The sequence below is a fragment of the Streptomyces sp. EDA2-14 genome, from assembly GCF_054963755.1.
In genome coordinates, this window is the sequence record NZ_JBUEGE010000014.1 from 26,771 (window position 1) to 42,183 (window position 15,413).

Below are 15,413 nucleotides of genomic sequence, written 5' to 3' on the forward strand. Positions count from 1 at the left end.
CCATGCCCCAACCCCGTCTGTCCGTCGTCCCGTTGAAGAAGGTGCAGTCATGAGCCGCGAGTCCGCGAGCCCCTCGTTCCCGCCCGCCAGACGTGCCGTCCTCGGCGGGACGCTGGCCCTCGCCGCCGCGGCCCTGGCGCCCGGCGCCGCCGTCGCCTCCCCGCGGCGGCCCGACCGCGGCGCACGTGAGTCCACCGCCACCGACGCCACGTACGTCAACGACGCGGCGACGTCCGGCGGCGACCCCTACGTCCTGTTCGACGAGCCCAGCGGCTACTACTACGCGTACTGCACGGGAGGTTCGGACGACGGTTACTACTTCGGCGTGCACCGCTCGCCCGACCTGTCGACGTGGGAGCGCCTGCCGGGTGGCGCGCTGCGCGCCGACGACCCGAAGCGGTGGGGCAAGGACTGGTTCTGGGCGCCGGAGGTCTACCGCAATCCCGACACCGGCCTGTACTTCCTGTTCTACGCGGCCCGCATGGGTCCCGCCCTCGGCGAACAGTACTTCGGCCACGCGGACTTCGAGGAGCCGTGCTCGATCGGGGTCGCGGTGTCCCGCGCGCCCGAGGGTCCGTTCCGCAACATCGACGACCGGCCGCTGGACTACCACCCGTACAAACCGGACTACCACGACGTCAACCTCATCATGGCCGATCAGCTCACTCCGCCGGCCACCGAGGAGGAGGGGCGCACCGCGCCGCTGGGCTCCTACATCCCGATGATCGACCCGAACCTGCTCTTCGACGAAGGGCGGATCTACCTCTACTTCTCCAGCAACGCCTACCGCAACTGGGTGTGGGACACCGGCCTCGGCAAGTACGTCGAGGAGTCCAACATCGCCGCCGTCGAGCTCACCACGCACTGGTGGAGGGACCCCGAGGGCGCCACCATGCCCACCATCCACCCCCGTTACGTCGACGCCAACGCGCGTCCCGGCGCCGACGACGCGCGGCGCCGGGACGGTTTCGTGCCCGTCCTCACCTACGCGGCCGACCCGCAGCCCTGGGAGGACGCACACGTCAACGACCATGCGACGTCGGGCGGTTCGAAGAAGGACCGCCGCTGGGAAGAGGGCTCCACGGCCTGGCGGCACGACTACGTCCACGCCGGTGAGCGGCGCACCGTGTACTACCTGACCTACTCGGCCAACAACTTCGAGAACCAGTACTACGGCGTGGGGTACGCCGTCGCCGAGCACCCGCTGGGCCCGTGGCGCAAGCACCCGAACAACCCGGTGCTCTCGCAGAACCCCGACGTCGGGATGTACTCCACCGGCCACGGCAGCCTGACCGCCTCACCGGACGGCAGCGAGCTGTACTACGTGCACCACGGCCGGACGTCGCCCACGTCGCCCGACCGCGTCGTCTACACCGAACGGCTGCGTATCGACGATCACCACGTTGACGGCGCAGGCGCCGCGGGCCGCCCGCTGCTCACCATCGACCAGTCCACCGGCGACGAGCCCGTGCCCGCCGGGACCGCGCCCTTCACGCTCACCGCCCGACCGGCCGCGGTGTCCGTGGGCGGGACGGCGGACGTCGGCTGCGCGGTGCGCAGCGCCGCGGGCGCCGCGTTCGACCTGTCGGCCCCGGAGAACCGGCTGCGGGCCGAACTCCGCCCGGCCGGCCCGGCGTCGGTACGCGTCGAGGACGGCACGGTCACACTTCGCGGGCTGCGCAGGGGCACGGCACGGCTGACGCTGGTGTACCAGCGGCGCCGGGCCGACGGCTCGTACCGCGACGTGCACCAGGCACGCCACGGGTCACGAGCGGAGGCGGTGACGGTGACCGTGCCGGTCGTGGTGCGGTGAGGCTGCCACGCTGCGCGTGCGCGAGGCGGTGGTGCGTCAGTCGCGATCGGCCACGTACTCGTGGATCCAGGCGAGGTGACGCTCCCATGCGTCGGGCGCGCCGAGGCGTTCGTCGCGCGCCTCGGCGCGGGCCCCGTCGGGGAGATGAAGGACGTCGGCGGTCGTGATCGAGGCGACCTGCACCTTGCGGGTGCGCTCCAGACGCCGCGCCTGGTAGCGCAGCCGCGCAGGCTCCCAGTCCTCGCCACGGGCGAGTGCGTCGGTCAGACAGTCGGCGAGGACGATCGCGTCCTCGATCGACTGGTTCGCGCCCTGCCCGTGGTGGGGTACGAGCGCGTGCGCGGCGTCCCCGAGCAGGGTGATGCGTCCCTTGCTCCACTGGTGCAGAGGGGGCCGGTGGAAGAGGCCCCAACGGTCGCCGGCCGGTACCGCATCGATCATCTGGAGGACTGCGGGGTGCCAGCCCTCGAAGGCGGCCACGTGTTCTCCGGGCGCGCCGGGGGCGAGCCAGGCCCGTTCGGGCCACGGCCCGTCAAGCCGCTTGACCAGCAGGAAGTTCTGCTCGCCGCTGCCAATCGGGTAGTGGAGCAGGTGACCGCCCGGCCCCATCCAGAACTGGATCGCCCCGGGGTCCGGCAGAAGATCCAGGTGCTGCGGCCCCACGATGCCGCGCCAGCCGTAGCAGCCCGAGAAGCGGGCGTCGTCGTAGCCGACGACTTCACGGCGCAGCAAGGACTTCGCGCCGTCGGCGCCGATGACCAGGTCGGCCTCCGCACGGTCCCCGTCGGCGAAGTGCAGGACCGCCGCCGCGGCGCCGCTGTCGTCGATGCGTACCAAACGCTTCCCCAGGTGGAGGCCGACGCCCCCGAGGGCACCGGCAAGCAGCTGCTGGATGTCGGCGCGGTGGATGCCGTAGTACGGCGCCCCGCACCGCGCCCGGTAGGCCTCGCGGGAGAGCACCCTGCCGATCACGCGGCCGTCCCGGCCGTCGCGGAAGACCAACCCGTCGACATCGGCGGCCTTCTGGGCCAACCCCTCGCCGATGCCGGTCCGGTCGCGGAGGAAGCGGGTCGCGTTGGCCGACAGCGCGACCGCCGCACCCACCTCGCGCAACTCCTCGGCCTGTTCGTACACCTGAGGTTCCAGGCCCTGCCTGCGCAGTTCGACGGCGAGGGTCAGTCCTCCGATCCCCGCGCCCACGATGGCGATCCTGCGCCCTGAGTTCACACCCGTCATGCTCGGCTCCTCCCGCTCGGTCGGTCCGACGCTAGGCCGGGTGCGCGGTGCCCGGCATCGGCCCGCAGCGGCAAGCTCCACCACCGCGGTCCGACAGTCTGTCGGAGCGTGTCTACGATGCGTCCATGCAGCGGACACCCGACCTGGACGACGCGGTCCAGGACCTCTCCGAGGCCGTCGGGCACCGGCTCGTCCTCATCGACGAGGCGATGCGCGTGGTCGGCTACTCCATGCACGAGAGCGAAACCGACCGCCGACGTCTGTCGCACGTCCTGGCACACAGCGACGCGTGGGAACCGCCACGAACCACCAGTCATGCGTACTGTGTCGAGCCGGTCCCGGGGCTCGGCGAGTGTCTCTTCGTGCGACTCGCCGACCGGAACCACCGGATCACGGGCCACTTGGTTCTCGTGCTCGGCACGGAGCGCGTTCCGGCCGATGTCCTCGACACACTGGTGGCGGCGGGCCCCTCGCTCGGTGACCTTCTGGCGCTCCGCGGCCTCCGCGCCGAGCGGGAGCTCGCGCGCTCGCGGAGTCTGACCGTCGACCTGGTCACCGGTGGCCCGGAGCGGCGGGCGGCCGCCGCCGAGGCGCTCGTGTCCGAACGGATCCTCAGCGCATCGGGGCGGTACTGCCCGGTCGTCCTCGGCACCGATCCGCGTACCGCCTCACCCCGCGACGGTGAAAGGGCGGCCCTGGCCGTCACGGTGACGCTCGGTTTCGTGGCCCGTGCCTCGACCGCTTCCGCAGCCGGTGCGACGCTGCCCGACGGGCTGGGAGTCCTGCTCTTCCCGCGGCCGGTCGTCCCACCCCGGCTGACCCGCATTCTCGAACAGCCGCAGGTCGCGGGCGTACGGGCCGGCATCGGCCCCCTGGTCGGGCTGGCCGACGTCCATCGCTCCTTCGAGCGCGCACGGCTGGCCTGGCGTGCCTCCTGCTTCGCACCGCGGGACCACTCGACAGTCACCGACTGGGAGCACGTGGGCCTCGACGGCACGCTCGCGCGGCTGCCGCTGGAGACACTCGGCGTCGACGAGCTTCCACCGCCGGTCCACCGCCTGATCACCGCGGGTCTCGGCCGTGAGCTCCTGACGACGCTGGACTGCTACCTCGACCAGGGCGGCGACGCCCAGCAGACCGCCCGGGTGCTCAGCATCCACCGCTCGACGCTGTACTACCGGCTCGGCAAGATCCGTGCCGCCGTCGGCGGCGACCTCGGCGACGGCCGGCTGCGTCGCGAGCTCCACACGGGCCTGAGGATGGCCCAGCTCGCCGGTCTCGGGCCGTGGGGCGACCCGTAGGTGGCCGCCGGTGCCTTGGTCTCGAACCGTGCGGAAATGGGCCTAGCATGAGCGCATGTTGGTCTACGCTCCGGCGGTCCTCTTTTTCCTCATGTTCTGCGTCGGAGTACTGCGGGAGCGTCGCCGTTTCAGCAACGCCGTCCTCCTCGGCCTGGCCATCGTCTTCGCGCAAGCCCCCTGGTTGCTCGAACTCGCCCGTGAAAGATCGCAGTTGAGCAGCACGCTGCTCGTCCTCCTGTTCGGGCTCGCGATCGTCGCCATCGTCGTCCTGGCGGTGTTCCTCATCTCCAACGGCGTGACCATGCTCCGCAAGGAGGGGGCGAGCCCGGCGAACCTGATGTCGCTGCTGGCCGGGACGGCGCTCACGGCGCTGCTCGCGCTGCTGGTCGTCGCCCGGATCCAGCACACCCGCACCCTGCTGGCCGTGGCGGGGACGGCCTTGGCCCTCGCCGGGTACGTCGCCTTCCTGTTCCTCTGCTTCATCGTCTACGCCTTCCTCTACGAAAGGCTCCAGCTGCGCCGACGGACCGACTACGTGGTGGTCCTCGGGTCGGGCCTGGTGAACGGCTCGACGGTGCCACCGCTGCTCGCGAGCCGCCTGGAGCGGGCCCGGCGCCTGCATGACTCGCTCTCGAAGCGGGGCCGGGTGCCGGTCCTGCTCACCTCGGGCGGCCAAGGACCGGACGAGGAACTGCCAGAGTCGCACGCCATGGCGCAGTACCTCGTGGAGCACGGATTCCCGGCCGAGTTGATCGAACGTGAGGACCGCTCGACGACCACCGACGAGAACCTCCGGTTCAGCAAGGCGCTGATGGAGAAAGCCGTTCCCGACTACCGGTGTGTGATGGTCACGAACAACTACCACGTGTTCCGCGCCGCGGTGACCGCGCGCAGGGTCGGGGTGCGCGGTCACGTCGTGGGCTCTCCGACCGCCGCGTACTTCTGGCCCAGCGCGATGATCCGTGAGTTCGTGGCGATCTTCCTCGCGTACCGCCGCACCAACCTGGGCATCTGCCTCGCCCTCCTGCTCGGCGGCGTCCTTCTCTGGTGGAGCTGACCACACGCGACGACAGTGGGATGCGGTCAGAAGGCCACAGAAACAGTCACGGGGCGTGAGTATGCTCGCCGCCGAACGGCATCGGAGGATCGTCTCCGAACTCGCCCGACTTACCTTTTTCACGACCGACGGCCTGACGACCCTGCTGGGCGTTTCGCGCGAGACCGTACGTCGTGATCTCGCGCTGTTGGAGGAACGTGGCGAGCTCTCCCGCGTGCACGGAGGAGCCACCACCCGCGACGCGGGTGTGGGGGAGGAGGCGCCGTTCACCGAGCGGAGCGGTGCCCGGGCGGCGCAGAAGACCGCCATCGGGCGTGCGGCGGCGGCTCTGGTCAAGCCGCAGCAGACCGTCGTGATCGACGTACTGGTCAGTGGCGGCAGGCTGCGCGCGGGTGATCTTGCCCTCTCGAACGCGCGGGCGACCGAGTTCTTCCGGGAGTTGCGCGCGGACGTGGCCTTCATCGGCTTCGACACCCTCATCATCGAACGGACGGCCGACGCCGAACTCCGCAAGGCGTTGGCACGGGCCGGAGTGTCCGTCGTCACCCCCTGACCCCTGCTGAACCGTGCGCGCGTGAGCGAGCGGGATCGCCCGGCCGGTCAAGATCCCTCGCGCCCGGTCACTTGGCAGGCCGCATGTCCGCTTACGCAGCAGCGCGCCCCCGCGGGCCGTGGTGGCGTGATCCGTGGGGGCGCGATGGAGGCGGTGGTCAGCGGGAGGAGGACTGTTCCTTGGCGTAGGCGTACAGGTCCTGGGAGGTGTCGATCAGTTCCTTCTGTTCCTCCGCCGAGCCGACCATCGGCTGGGAGCCGTTGAGCGGCAGCTGTGCGCTCTCCGGCAGGAACTTGACGGTGATCAGGCCGATGACTCCGGCCGCCATCAGGTAGTAGGCGGGGATCATCTTGTTGCCGGTCGCGTTCACCAAGGCCTCGGTCACCAGCGGGGTGGTGCCACCGAATGCCGCCACGGCGAAGTTGAAGCCGATGCCCATCGCCGCGTACCGCACCGCGGTCGGGAACAGCGCGGGAAGCGTGGCCGCGCTCGGCGCGGCGAAACACGCGAGGAGCGTGGAGAGGATCAGTACCCCGAAGATGGGCGGCCAGGTGCCCTCCGCCTTGATGAGCAGGAAGGCGGGGATGGCGAGGACGATCATCGCGACGGCCGCGCCCGCGTACAGGGGGCGCCTGCCGATGCGGTCGCTGAGGCGCCCGAGGAAGGTGATGAGGATGACGATCCACACCATGCCGGTGAGGACGAGGACGTCCGCCGAGCCGCTGGATCGGCCGAGTGTCTCCGTCTGATAGGTCGGCAGATAGCCCGTGACCATGTAGTTCGTGACGTTGTAGAGCAGGACCAGGCCCATGCACACCAGCAGGGGACGCCAGTGCTTGCGGACGATGGTCTTGAACTCACTGCCGACCGAGTCCTGGGCGAGGTTCTTCTCGTGTTCGTCGAGCTGCTGCTGGAAGGCGGGAGACTCCTCCAGCTTCAACCGCATGTACAGGCCGATGACACCCAGCGGCCCCGCGATCAGGAACGGCAGACGCCAGCCCCAGGACAGCATCTGGTCGTCCGTGAGCGACGCGTTCAACACGGTGACCAGCGCGGAGCCGAGGGCGTAGCCGACGAAGGTGCCGAAGTCGAGCCAGCTGGACAGGAAGCCACGCCGTCGGTCGGGCGAGTACTCGGCGACGAAGGTGGTGGCACCGCCGTATTCACCACCGGTCGAGAAGCCCTGCACCATTCGGGCGACCAGCAGCAGAATCGGAGCGGCGATACCGATCGTCTCGTAGCTCGGGATGAGGCCGATCGAGAACGTGCCGGCCGCCATCAGGATCATGGTGGTGGCGAGGACCTTCTGCCGCCCGATCCGGTCACCGAGCGGGCCGAACACCAGGCCGCCGAGCGGTCGCACCACGAACGCGGCGGCGAAGGTCGCGAACGACGAGATCAGCTGGGCGCCGGGGGAGGCGCCGGGGAAGAACACCTTGCCGATGGTCGCGGCGAGATAGCTGTAGACGCCGAAGTCGAACCACTCCATGCAGTTGCCGAGCGCGGAGGCGCCGACAGCCCGCTTGAGCAGTGGTTTCTCGACGACCTGGACGTCCTGCTTGCGATAGGCGCGCTTGGTGCGCCGCAGCCGACGGGCCAGTTCTTCCCGCACGTGCCGGGGCATGTCCGCGACCGTCTGAGGCATGCGCTTGCGGCCTCTGGTGGTCGGGCCGTCAGAAGGTGTGTCAGCCACGTGCCGATGCCGCCTCTCTCCGTTGTCCTCATCTCTGCGCGTCAGGGCCGAGTGTCCGTCACATTGATCACCCGGCGCACCTCGGGGACGGCTGCCCGACTGGTGCTTCGGCACACCATGTCTCGGGGCACTTCGTCAGCGGGGTCACTCGAATGCCGCAGTCGGGAGGCGGGGTGGCAGCGGTCGTGTCGTGCGGCTGCCGGTGGGAGAGGAGAGGGCGCCGACCCGGCCGACCCCCGTCGGGGCACGCCGGGTCGGCGCCATCGTTTTCGGATCAGCAGCTCAGGTTCGCGCCCGGGTCGACGCCCAGGATCTGGCTGAACTTCTTGTAGTTGTCGATACGGCTCTGGACCTGGCCGGGGTTGGCCCCGTTGCACTCCAGGGTGCCGTTGATGCTGCGGATGGTCTCGCCGAATCCGGATCCGTTGACCATGGCGTTGTGCGGGGTCATGGTGCCGGGTCCTGTCTGGGTGTTCCAGTACCAGAGGCCGGTCTTCCAGGCGACGGCCGCGTCGTTCTGGACGAGGTCGGGGTTGTTGAGCAGATCGATGCCGAGGGCGTCGCCCGCCGCCTTGTAGTTGAAGTTCCAGCTGAGCTGGATCGGGCCGCGTCCGTAGTACTTGTCGGTGCCCGCCGGACAGCCGTACGGCTGCGAGGAGTCGCAGTAGTGCGGATAGTTGGAGGTGTTCTGCTCGACGACGTAGACCAGACCACCGGTTTCGTGGCCGACGTTGGCGAGGAAGGCGGCGGCCTCCTGCTTGCGGACGGTGTCGCTGCCCGTCCCGGAGAACTCCGGGTAGGCGCTGAGCGCGGCGGTCAGGCCTTCGTACGTGTAGAAGGAGTTCCGGCCCGGAAACATCTGGTCGAACTGGCTCTGGCTGACGACGAAGTCGGCCTGCGCGTCGACCTTTTGGGCGGACGCGGGACCCGCCAGGGCCAGGGACCCGAGGACGGCGGCGGAGGCGGTGGCGGTCAGGAGGCTGAAGGTGCGGCGGCGCATGGCGAAGCACTCCGATCGAGGGAGTAGTGGTGGGGGGTACGGCGCCGCGGGCCGTGACGGGCCGGGGGCCCGCCGTGGGGGAAGACCCGCGGCGCCGCCGTACCGGGGTGCTTGGCTCAGCCGCCGACGTTCACGTCGATGCAGGCGTAGAAGGCGTTCGAGGTGTCGGCGATGTTCCAGACGGCCAGTACCTTCTGCTTGCCGGTGAGGGAGCCGAAGTCCACGTTGTGGGTGACCGTGGCGCCAGGCTTCGCGCCGTTGTCGTTGAACTCGGCGATCTCCTGGTCACCGACGTAGTACTGCCAGGTGCTGGTGGCGTGCTGCGCCGTCAGCTTCCACTCGAAGGTGGCGTTGCGGGAGACCGGGGTGGCGGTCCAGCCCTTGGAGTCGTCGTCGAGTTCGGCGAACCGGCTGTTGCCGCCGCTGCAACTCTTCAGCCCCTTGGGGCCCTCGACGCTCTGCGGCTCGTAGGTGATGTCACCGCAGGAGACGGTGCCCGCCGCGCACTGGGCCTGCCGGCTGGGCGGGGTGGAGATGTAGCCGTGGGCGCTCGCCGAACCGGCGGGAAGGCTGACGGCGATGACGGGGGCCAGGGCCGCGCCGATGAGTGCGGCGGTCTTCCTTCTGGCGTTCATGCGTACTCCTTCACTTCAGGTCTTCCCGTGGCGTGCGTGAAGTGGGGGCGCACGCCCGGGTCGGCCTCTCGAGGGTGGGGCCAAGAGGCGCGAAGGGGGCAGGCGGGAGCCCACCCGACGTACGGCGCGGGTGAACTCCCTTAAGGTGAACGGCCGTTGCTTGGACTAGACCATACAAGTGGTCGTGGGCGTGTCAAGGCCCTCGCGAGGAACCCGCGTCCGCCGTGGACCGATCGATTCCGGCCGCACAGGGGGCCGTTGCCTGGTCGGCGGGTGGTGGGGCCTCCCGGGTTCGCCCGGGCGCCGCCCGTTCTGACTCAGGGCGTGTGCGGAGCCAACTCCGTGGTAATAGGCGCCACATGGAAACCGAATCCCGTACGCGACGGCACTCGTGGACACGGCAGTTGTTACGCGCCTTCGGCATGGCGGTCGGTTTCGTGTGCATGGTGGCGTTCGCCGTCGGCCTGGCGAAGGTCACCCTGGTCCCGTCGGCCGCGTCCGTGCCGCTGACGCACACCAACCTGCACCCCGGCAGTTCGATCCGCCTGTACTTCGACCAGCCCGACTGGCGCGACACGGTCAAGCAGGTCGGCGGCAACGTCGTGCTCGGCGTGCCGTTCGGAGTGCTGCTTCCGGTGCTCTTCCCGCGCACCCGCGGCTTTGTCCGGGTGGTGCTCATGACGGCGTTCGTGATGCTGACCGTCGAGGTCGCCCAGGGGCTGCTGGTCACCGGCCGGGCGTTCGACATCGATGACGTGATCCTCAACGCGACGGGCGCCTTCTTCGGATATCTCCTCCTCGGCCGCAGGTTCGGCAGGGCGCTGCACCCGCGCCGCGAGCACTGGTGGCGGCCACGCGCCGACGCGACTGATCCGGCCGACACGGCTGCCAAGCCGGCTCCGCCCAAGAAGAGGGCTCCGGCCAGGAAGGGGACTCCGGCGAAGAAGAAGCCTCCGGCCAAGAAGAAGGCTGCCGCCACGAAGAAGGCCGCAGCGAACACGAAGACTGGAGCGAAGACGAAGACCGCGGCCAAGACGAAGACCGGAGCGAACACGAAGACTGGAGCGAAGAAGAAGGAGGCGGCGAAGCCTCCGCGACGGGGGCTGCCCGACCTGTTGCGGGTCAAGCGCCCCTGAGTACGGCAGCACGCGACGTCGCCCGTGCCTCCGGGACGGACGGTGACGGCTCGAGGGGGCACCGGATGGGTTCCGGGATCACGCCATACCGTGTGGACATTCAGCAGTCCGACCTGGACGGCCTCAGGGCCCGCCTCGAGCGGACCCGCTGGCCCAATCAAGTGCCCGACGTGGGCTGGAGCCGCGGGGTGCCGACCGCCCACGCCAGGAACCTGGTCGACCGCTGGCTCACCAGCTCATGGCCAGGCTCGGTGATGAGCGATACGGCGCCCGGGGCGGCGACGGCCGGATTCATCCCGGGCTTCGGCCTGGCGGGCTCACCGGTCGACCAACTCGCGCGGATCGGCCAGAAGTTACACGACTGGGCACACCCGACCCCCTCGAAGGCCCCGACCGGGGTGGCCGACTTCGCCGAGGACATGGCGATCCAACAGTTCGCCGAACCGCTACACCCGGGCCCCGCCTCAATGCGGCAAGTAGCTCGTTGTCGTCGGGTCGAAGCGGACCGCCACCTCGTCGCCGGGGCGGCAGGTCAGGCTGGCGCGAGTGGAGGCCGTCAGGGAGATGTCCGAGGCGCGGATGACGAGTTCCAGTCGGTCGCCGAGGAATTCGGAGGATTCCACGGTGCCGGGGAACTCGTCCTCGCGGAGGTCGGAGGCGTCGGGGCGGACCTCGACGTTCTCCGGGCGTACGCAGACGAAGCCGCCGGTGCCGGACGTGGGGGACCGGTCGTCGGACGAGCGCAGGCATGTCACCGGGCCCACGTCGGTCTTCGCGAGTACGCCGGCGCCGTCGCGGCGGGGTGAGACGTCCTGGACGGGGACCAGGTTGGCGCTGCCGATGAAGTCGGCGACGAAGGACGACCGCGGGTGGTCGTAGAGGCGTTCCGGGCGGTCGATCTGCTCGACGTGCCCCTGGTTCATCACGATCACCGTGTCGGAGAGCGCGAGCGCCTCGGCCTGGTCATGGGTGACGTAGAGCGCGGTGACGCCGAACTGGGCCTGGAACGAGCGGAGTTCCTGGCGGAGCTTGGCGCGCAGCTTCGCGTCGAGGTTGGACAGCGGCTCGTCGAGGAGGAGTACTTCGGGATCACCGAGCAGGGCGCGGGCGAAGGCGAGCCGCTGTTGCTGGCCGCCGCTGAGCTGGGTGGCCCACCGGTCCGCCATGGCGTCGAGGCCGACCTGTTCGAGCATGCCCATGGCGCGCTCCCGGATGTCCTGGCCCTTGCGCCGGTTGCGGCCGTGCCGCATCGGGAAGGCCGCGTTGTCGATGACGGTCATGTGCGGCCAGATCCCGTACGACTGGGGCACCATCGCGATCGGCCGGTCCTCGGGCCGGACGTGGATGTTCCGCGGCCCGTCGAACACGGTCCGGCCGCCCATGTCGATCCGGCCGCCCGAGGCCCGCTCCAGCCCCGCGACGCACCGCAGCGTCGTCGTCTTGCCGCAGCCGCTCGGCCCGAGCAGCGTGACGAAGCGGCCCTTGGGGACGTCGAAGGAGACTCCGTCGATCGCGTACGTCGCCCCGGCGCCGGTCGTCCGCTCGTAGGACTTGCGCAGCTCCGTGATGACGATCGAGTTCACGGGGTTGTTGCTCATCGCTTCCACCATCTCTCTCATACCTCTTTCACGGTGCTGCGGCGGTTGACCAGCCACACGGCGGCGGTGGAGATCACCACGAGGACCACGGACAGGGCGCTGGCCGTCGGGTTGTCGACGCTGGAGGTGAAGGTGTCCCAGAGGACGACCACCAGCGTCCGGTTGTCGGAGCTGGTCAGCAGCAGGGCGATGGGCAGTTCGCCCAGGGCGTGCGCGAAGACCCAGAGCCAGCACTTCCACAGGGCCGGCCGCAGCAACGGCAGCAGCACCGTCCGTGTCACGGTGGCGGGGCGTGCGCCGGTGACCCTGGCCGCCTCGATCAGCCCGTCGTCCAGCTGCATCAGCGCCGTCTGCACCATGCGCGAGCCACGCGGCAGGAACCGTGTCACCAGGGCCACGATGATGATCCATACGGTGCCGTAGATCGGGATCGGCACGAACAGGTACAGGAACAGCACGGCGGCGCCGAGGACGACACTCGGGATGCCGAACACCGACGACGTGGTCTCGAACAGGAGCGTGCTGCCGGGGAACTGGCGGCGCGCGGCGGCGACCGCGATCCACACCGACATCGCGGTGGTGACCGTGGCGGTGACCAGCGAGACCTCCGCCGTGTTCAGCAGGATCGTGCCGATGTCCGGGATGTCGAGGAGGTGGGTGTAGTTGGCGAACGTCATCGACCGGAGCCCGGACCAGGTGATGGGCCGGGTGTACGGGGAGAAGCTCGTCCACAGCAGCGCCAGCACGGGCAGCACGATGCCGATGAACATGTAGACGCAGACCACGACGACGACGGGGATCCGCCAGCGGCCCAGGCTCACCCTGGTCTGCCGGTAGCTCTTGCCGACCACGACGCGGAAGCGGTTGGTGTCACGGACGCGGCGCCGGTACACGGCGAGCATGACGAGTGACACGGCGAGGATGAGCACACCGTAGGTGCTGGCCTGTCCGTAGTTGGGGACACCGCCCGGTGGCTGCAGCGAGTACTGGATGAGGCTGCTGAAGACGAAGATCTTGTCGGGCAGCCCGAGGATCGCGGGGATCGCGAACCCTTCGAGGGCCACGACGACCAGCAGGATCCCGGCCGCAGACACCGCGGGCGCGACGAGGGGGAGGACGATGAGGCGCAGGCGGCGCCACATCGAGGCACCCACCGTGGCCGCGGCCTCCTCCAGTTCGGGATTGAGCCGGGCGAAGGCCGGGGCGATCATCAAGTACATGCTGGGCACCCCGAAGATGCCCATGACCAGGATCATTCCGGGGATCGAATAGATGTCGACGTGGACGCCGAACAGCTTGCGGACGAGGATGGCCAGCGGGCCGTTGGCCGGGTTGGCCACCAGCGCCCAGGCGATCGCCATCACGGTGACCGGCACCGCCATCGGGGCCAGCGCCAGCGGACTGAGGACCCGGCGCCCAGGTATGTCGGTCCGCTCGAAGAGGTAGGCGAGACTCAGGCTCAGGACGAGGGCGACCACGAGCGAACCGACCACGTAGAGGACGGTGTTCAGGGTCACCGAGCCCAGCCGGTCGGACGCGAACACGGACTGGAAGTTGTCGAGGGAGAAGCCGGGAACCTCGAAGGGGAGGTCGGTGGTCGACGGCTTCAGACTGCTGTAGACGAGGATCGCGAGGGGGACCAGGACCAGGTATCCCACCAGGACGACCATGGCCAGGTTCAACAGCCCGCGCGCGAGCGGGGCGACCCTGGCTCGTGGGTGTGCGGGGTGCGCGCCGGGTGGTGTCTCCAATTCCTCGCTCTGTGTCGGTGGGGCTTCTTCGGTGTTCAGGGCCATTGCGGACTCCCCATGACGGACCGGGTGCCGGTCGCGGTCGGCTCTTCGTTCTCTCCTGTGTCGCTAGCCCACATCGGTCCCGAATCTGTTCTCCACCTTCGGATAGAAGCGGGAGAGCTCGGTGTACTTGGCGAGGGTCTTGGTGCCGTACCACTTCAGGTGTGCGTCGCACATCGCCCGCAGCACCGGGGTGTCGTCCGGGTCCGAGCAGTCGGTGTCCACGGGGATCCTGGAGTTGTACGTCTTCGCGAGCACCCGCTGGGCCTCGTCGGACGACAGGAACGAGGTCAGGAGCGCCGCGGCCGCCGGGTGCGGTGCGCCCTTCGGGACGTAGAGGTAGGACTCGCTGGCGCTGGTCGGCGACACGGGCGCGATGGCGACCGGTGCGCCCTTGTCCTTCGCGGCGAGGACCAGGCTGGCGAGGCTGGTGCCGATGCTCACCTCGCCCGACTCGATGGGCGCCTCGGCCTGGGTGACGTTCGGCGAGTAGTGCGGTTTCAGTGCGGCGAACTTCGTGGCCCAGGCGAGTGCCTTCGGTTCGCCCAGCGACGTGTCCAGGTCCCACACGGACATGAACGACGCGCGTGACTCGGCGGACATCCTGCCGTTGGACCAGCGGGGATCCAGGAGCTCGCTCCAACTCTTCGGTACGTCCGCCGGTTTCACCTTGTCGGTGTTGTAGGCCCAGACCTTGGGTGTGGCCCAGACGTACACGAAGTTCTTGGCGAAGATGTCCTTGTCGGCGATCCCGTACTTCGCCCAGTCGACGTCTCCGGCCAGCTTGACGGCGGGGCTCATGGTGAGTCCGCCGGCGTTGGCCACGTCGATCGACACCTTCTTGGCGGCCTGCTCCACCTTGAGCTGACTCACCTGGTCCGGCGCCTTGATGTTGGTGTACTTGACCTTGATGTGCGGGTACTTCTTCTCGAACAGGTCGATGGCGGGCTGCATCTGGGCTTCCGGGTTCCAGGACGCCCAGTCGACCACACCGTCCTGTGTGGCCTGCTTGATCAAGGCCGCTTTGGACGAGGGGAGTTCGGCCTGCTCCGTGCCCGCTCCGCAGCCGGTCGCGGCGGTCGTGGCGAGCAGTGCGAGCGCGACCACCATGATGGCTCTGCGGTGCGTGTGTCGTGCGGCCCTGCTGTCGGCTCTTACGAGGCCGACCCTTGCGAGATGGTGACTCATCGCCGTCCCTCTTCGGAGGTGCGCACCCGAGGACTCGCCGGGTACTGGTTGTCGTCGCCGGTTGTCCGACACACCGCCGCGCACGGCAAGAAGGCATGTGTGATGCGTGCGCCGAGGACGGGGTCGGGTCGGCGACGGGCGGTGATCGATACCGATGTGCACCGGCGGCGGCAGCGCCGGTGCGGCTGGGGCGGTCCTGTCGTCCTGTGGAGGCCCCGCGGCTCAGGCTTTTTGTCGAACAAACGGGACCGTAGCACCGGGTCGGGCTGCCGTGAACCCCTTGGAAGCGACCGAAGGCCGTCTTGATTGTTGGACAATCGGCGGACGTTCGTTCGACAGGTGTCGTGCGGCCCCCGCTCGTCCCCTGCGGGCCATCAACTGGCCCCGATTGTTTGACGATTCTGACTACG

General features: G+C 69.3%; 12 protein-coding genes and 1 pseudogene. 6 read left to right on the top strand and 7 right to left on the bottom strand.

From position 1 onward, the window contains the following. Positions 1-49 precede the first annotated feature (49 nt). Entirely contained in the window at positions 50-1,813 is a 1,764-nt protein-coding gene (locus tag ACY34M_RS28085; RefSeq protein WP_462721099.1) for a family 43 glycosylhydrolase, read from the top strand. Between the two features lie 36 nt (positions 1,814-1,849). Here ACY34M_RS28085 and ACY34M_RS28090 read toward each other — a convergent pair whose 3' ends face one another. Then, entirely contained in the window at positions 1,850-3,049 is a 1,200-nt protein-coding gene (locus ACY34M_RS28090) for an FAD-dependent monooxygenase (RefSeq protein WP_462721100.1), read from the bottom strand. Positions 3,050-3,174: 125 nt separating this feature from the next. On the opposite strand from ACY34M_RS28090, the gene ACY34M_RS28095 reads away from it, so the two are divergent. The 3 genes from ACY34M_RS28095 to ACY34M_RS28105 all read left to right on the top strand — a co-directional run bounded on the left by ACY34M_RS28095 (position 3,175) and on the right by ACY34M_RS28105 (position 5,960). Next, positions 3,175-4,350, top strand: a complete 1,176-nt coding sequence (locus ACY34M_RS28095) for a PucR family transcriptional regulator (RefSeq protein ID WP_462721101.1) — start codon at positions 3,175-3,177, stop codon at positions 4,348-4,350. Positions 4,351-4,405: 55 nt separating this feature from the next. Then, entirely contained in the window at positions 4,406-5,407 is a 1,002-nt protein-coding gene (locus tag ACY34M_RS28100) for a YdcF family protein (RefSeq protein WP_462721102.1), read from the top strand. Between the two features lie 61 nt (positions 5,408-5,468). Next, positions 5,469-5,960: a DeoR/GlpR family DNA-binding transcription regulator gene (locus ACY34M_RS28105; RefSeq protein WP_462721278.1), complete on the top strand. Its 492-nt coding sequence runs from the start codon at positions 5,469-5,471 to the stop codon at positions 5,958-5,960. 157 nt (positions 5,961-6,117) lie between these two features. Here the strand turns inward: ACY34M_RS28105 and proP are convergent, their stop codons facing one another. The 3 genes from proP to ACY34M_RS28120 all read right to left on the bottom strand — a co-directional run bounded on the left by proP (position 6,118) and on the right by ACY34M_RS28120 (position 9,288). Then, positions 6,118-7,605 carry a glycine betaine/L-proline transporter ProP gene (proP, locus tag ACY34M_RS28110; RefSeq protein ID WP_462721103.1) on the bottom strand — a complete coding sequence of 496 codons (1,488 nt, stop codon included), beginning with the start codon at positions 7,603-7,605 and terminating at the stop codon, positions 6,118-6,120. A gap of 322 nt (positions 7,606-7,927) precedes the next feature. Then, a complete protein-coding gene (locus ACY34M_RS28115; protein WP_462721104.1) occupies positions 7,928-8,653 on the bottom strand; it encodes a chitinase in 726 nt (241 codons plus the stop codon). Positions 8,654-8,769: 116 nt separating this feature from the next. Further along, entirely contained in the window at positions 8,770-9,288 is a 519-nt protein-coding gene (locus ACY34M_RS28120) for a lytic polysaccharide monooxygenase auxiliary activity family 9 protein (protein ID WP_462721105.1), read from the bottom strand. Between the two features lie 359 nt (positions 9,289-9,647). On the opposite strand from ACY34M_RS28120, the gene ACY34M_RS28125 reads away from it, so the two are divergent. After that, positions 9,648-10,424, top strand: a complete 777-nt coding sequence (locus ACY34M_RS28125) for a VanZ family protein (protein ID WP_462721106.1) — start codon at positions 9,648-9,650, stop codon at positions 10,422-10,424. A gap of 65 nt (positions 10,425-10,489) precedes the next feature. Next, positions 10,490-10,645, top strand: a pseudogene (locus ACY34M_RS28130) (epoxide hydrolase N-terminal domain-containing protein); the annotation flags it as partial. A gap of 243 nt (positions 10,646-10,888) precedes the next feature. Here ACY34M_RS28130 and ACY34M_RS28135 read toward each other — a convergent pair. From ACY34M_RS28135 to ACY34M_RS28145, 3 genes are all read right to left on the bottom strand, one after another. After that, positions 10,889-12,022, bottom strand: coding sequence for an ABC transporter ATP-binding protein (locus ACY34M_RS28135; protein ID WP_462721107.1), 1,134 nt, complete (start codon positions 12,020-12,022; stop codon positions 10,889-10,891). A 17-nt stretch (positions 12,023-12,039) separates the two neighbouring features. Then, complete coding sequence (locus ACY34M_RS28140; protein WP_462721108.1) at positions 12,040-13,818, bottom strand: ABC transporter permease; 1,779 nt, start codon at positions 13,816-13,818, stop codon at positions 12,040-12,042. A 63-nt stretch (positions 13,819-13,881) separates the two neighbouring features. After that, on the bottom strand, positions 13,882-15,003 hold the full coding sequence (locus ACY34M_RS28145) for an ABC transporter substrate-binding protein (protein WP_462721109.1): 1,122 nt from the start codon (positions 15,001-15,003) through the stop codon (positions 13,882-13,884). Positions 15,004-15,413: the final 410 nt, after the last annotated feature.

Coding starts and splice junctions, on each gene's coding strand:
- ACY34M_RS28135 (WP_462721107.1), bottom strand. CDS start 12,022: ATGAGCAACAACCCCGTGAACTCGATCGTCATCACGGAGCTGCGCAAG.
- ACY34M_RS28125 (WP_462721106.1), top strand. CDS start 9,648: ATGGAAACCGAATCCCGTACGCGACGGCACTCGTGGACACGGCAGTTG.
- ACY34M_RS28090 (WP_462721100.1), bottom strand. CDS start 3,049: ATGACGGGTGTGAACTCAGGGCGCAGGATCGCCATCGTGGGCGCGGGG.
- ACY34M_RS28105 (WP_462721278.1), top strand. CDS start 5,469: ATGCTCGCCGCCGAACGGCATCGGAGGATCGTCTCCGAACTCGCCCGA.
- ACY34M_RS28085 (WP_462721099.1), top strand. CDS start 50: ATGAGCCGCGAGTCCGCGAGCCCCTCGTTCCCGCCCGCCAGACGTGCC.
- ACY34M_RS28095 (WP_462721101.1), top strand. CDS start 3,175: ATGCAGCGGACACCCGACCTGGACGACGCGGTCCAGGACCTCTCCGAG.
- ACY34M_RS28140 (WP_462721108.1), bottom strand. CDS start 13,818: ATGGCCCTGAACACCGAAGAAGCCCCACCGACACAGAGCGAGGAATTG.
- ACY34M_RS28145 (WP_462721109.1), bottom strand. CDS start 15,003: ATGAGTCACCATCTCGCAAGGGTCGGCCTCGTAAGAGCCGACAGCAGG.
- ACY34M_RS28100 (WP_462721102.1), top strand. CDS start 4,406: ATGTTGGTCTACGCTCCGGCGGTCCTCTTTTTCCTCATGTTCTGCGTC.
- ACY34M_RS28120 (WP_462721105.1), bottom strand. CDS start 9,288: ATGAACGCCAGAAGGAAGACCGCCGCACTCATCGGCGCGGCCCTGGCC.
- ACY34M_RS28115 (WP_462721104.1), bottom strand. CDS start 8,653: ATGCGCCGCCGCACCTTCAGCCTCCTGACCGCCACCGCCTCCGCCGCC.
- proP (WP_462721103.1), bottom strand. CDS start 7,605: ATGCCTCAGACGGTCGCGGACATGCCCCGGCACGTGCGGGAAGAACTG.